At 45.3% G+C, this 1,991-nt stretch carries 2 protein-coding genes; both read left to right on the plus strand.

Annotated features, from left to right (window positions below; translation table 11 throughout):
- On the plus strand, window positions 1-1,161 hold a 1,161-nt coding region (locus tag Q8M88_RS07350; RefSeq protein WP_305595899.1), incomplete at its 5' end, for a hypothetical protein.
- Window positions 1,161-1,991, plus strand: an 831-nt coding sequence (locus Q8M88_RS07355; RefSeq protein ID WP_305595901.1) for a hypothetical protein, incomplete at its 3' end; no start/stop codon positions are given. The genes Q8M88_RS07350 and Q8M88_RS07355, both read left to right, overlap by 1 nt.

Genomic DNA, 1,991 nt, shown 5'->3' on the forward strand with positions numbered 1-1,991 from the left:
GGGAAGGCTGCATCTGTGCATAGTCATGCCCTGATATCTATTACAGATAATCGTGGTGGAGATAGACAACCGGCATATTATTTCAATTATGCACTTTCTACATTTTTTAATGAAGCTATTTCAGGGATGGGTGGTTGGGCAAGTGGTATTACTGTAAAAGGTTGGCATGAGGCTTACAATACTTGGCAATTACTTGGCGGTTCAAATACAAATTCGCCTGGAGAATGGTATTTTAGAGAAGGTATAGCTTCATTTGGTGCAGTAAAAAGAATATGGCATAGTGGGAATTTTGATCCGGCGACCAAACTTGGAATTAACGCTACTGCTGCCGATTCTGATAAGTTGGATGGCAAACATGCTTCTGAATTTTCAGCATCGTGTTATTTGGTAAACCAAACGACTCACGGTTTTAGCGTTGGGGATGCAATCAAAATGTCGGGCAGTACATGGGTAAAGGTTATTGCCGATTCGATAGCCAATGCAGGTGTTTCGGCTTTGGTGTTTTCGGTAACGGATGCCAACAATTTCAAATACATCACTTCCGGTTTATTAACGGGAGCCTACACCGCCGGAGCGGATTATTATTCGTCAACAATATCGGCAGGCGCATTAATGACCTTATCTACTCCTGAAGTTTGGACAGCCGGACAGGTACGCCAATACATAGGTACTGGTGTGGCCGGTGGCTTGCTGATTGATATTGATGCCGGTGATGAAATTGCGACTTCGGCCTTTAACGACATTTATGTAACCGGAATGTCGTTTAATAACGCCAACAGGGTATTGACCTTAACCCGGTCGGCTTCGATGCCCGATTTGAGCATTGCCATTCCATTTCCGGAGGAAGAAATGGGCTATGAATTTAGGGATATTACGAAGGGTGTGGCTCAAACCTACGTGCTTGACATGAAAGTGAGTTGGCCCTACACGATTAAATCAATCGTATGTGAATCGGATGGAACGCTTACCGGTGTATCGGTGAAAATAAACACGACCGCCGTAACGGGGTTAAGTAGTTTGTCGGTAGGCACTAAAGCCGAAACCAGTGCCACAGCCGCCAACGTGACCGTTGCCGGTGATGTGGTTACCATTAATACCGCCACAAGTTATTCGGGAACTCCTACAATTATGCGTTTGAAAATTAAATATCAGCGACTATAATGAGGCATATCTACATCCATAAGAATTCGGGTACGCCTCCAGCCGCAGTAGCTCCAACCGTTGAGATCGTTTCGATTACTAACATCACATCGAACGGGGCTACTGTTCTCGCACGTGTATTAAGCGACGGAGGTTCTACCATTTACGATTACCGCTTCTATTTTTATGCCGCTCTGCAACCTGCGGTTGATGTTCATGTTAGTCCGAATCCGGACGGTACTTTTAACTGCACCGTTTCGACATTGGCAACAAATGTACAGTACTACCTTACTGCCAGTGCAACCAATTCGGTAGGTAGCGGTGGAGCAAGTCAATATTTCACAACCGGAACTTCAGTTGTAGTGCCGACCGTTCGCATCAATAGCATCGGCAATATAACCGGAATTTCGGCCAGTGTTGCTTGCGAGATCCTTTCGAAAGGTGGTGGAACGATAACCGTTTCGGGGATATGCTGGAATACTACCGGCTCACCGACCACGGCCAATTCAAAAACAACCAACGGCATTACGGAAGTGGAAACTTTTACTTCTGTAATGACCGGATTACAGGCAAATACCATGTATTACGTTAAATCGTATGCAACCAATGAGGCCGGAGTAGGATATTCTGCCGAGAGTAATTTTCTAACTCCGGCAAGGGTGTTGGTCCTGCAATTTGACACGAACTGTCCTCCAACAAAATCGTTTTCTCCCTCTATTGTTCCGATATCAGGAACTTATGAATGGGATTTGGGCAATGGCACAATCGTGCCTGGAAATTCAGTCAGTCACACATACGCCAATTCAAACACGAAAACCGTTAAGCTGTATTGTACTTCCGGAACACCATCG

This window comes from Phenylobacterium sp., from assembly GCF_030693805.1.
GTDB lineage: Bacteria > Pseudomonadota > Alphaproteobacteria > Caulobacterales > Caulobacteraceae > Phenylobacterium.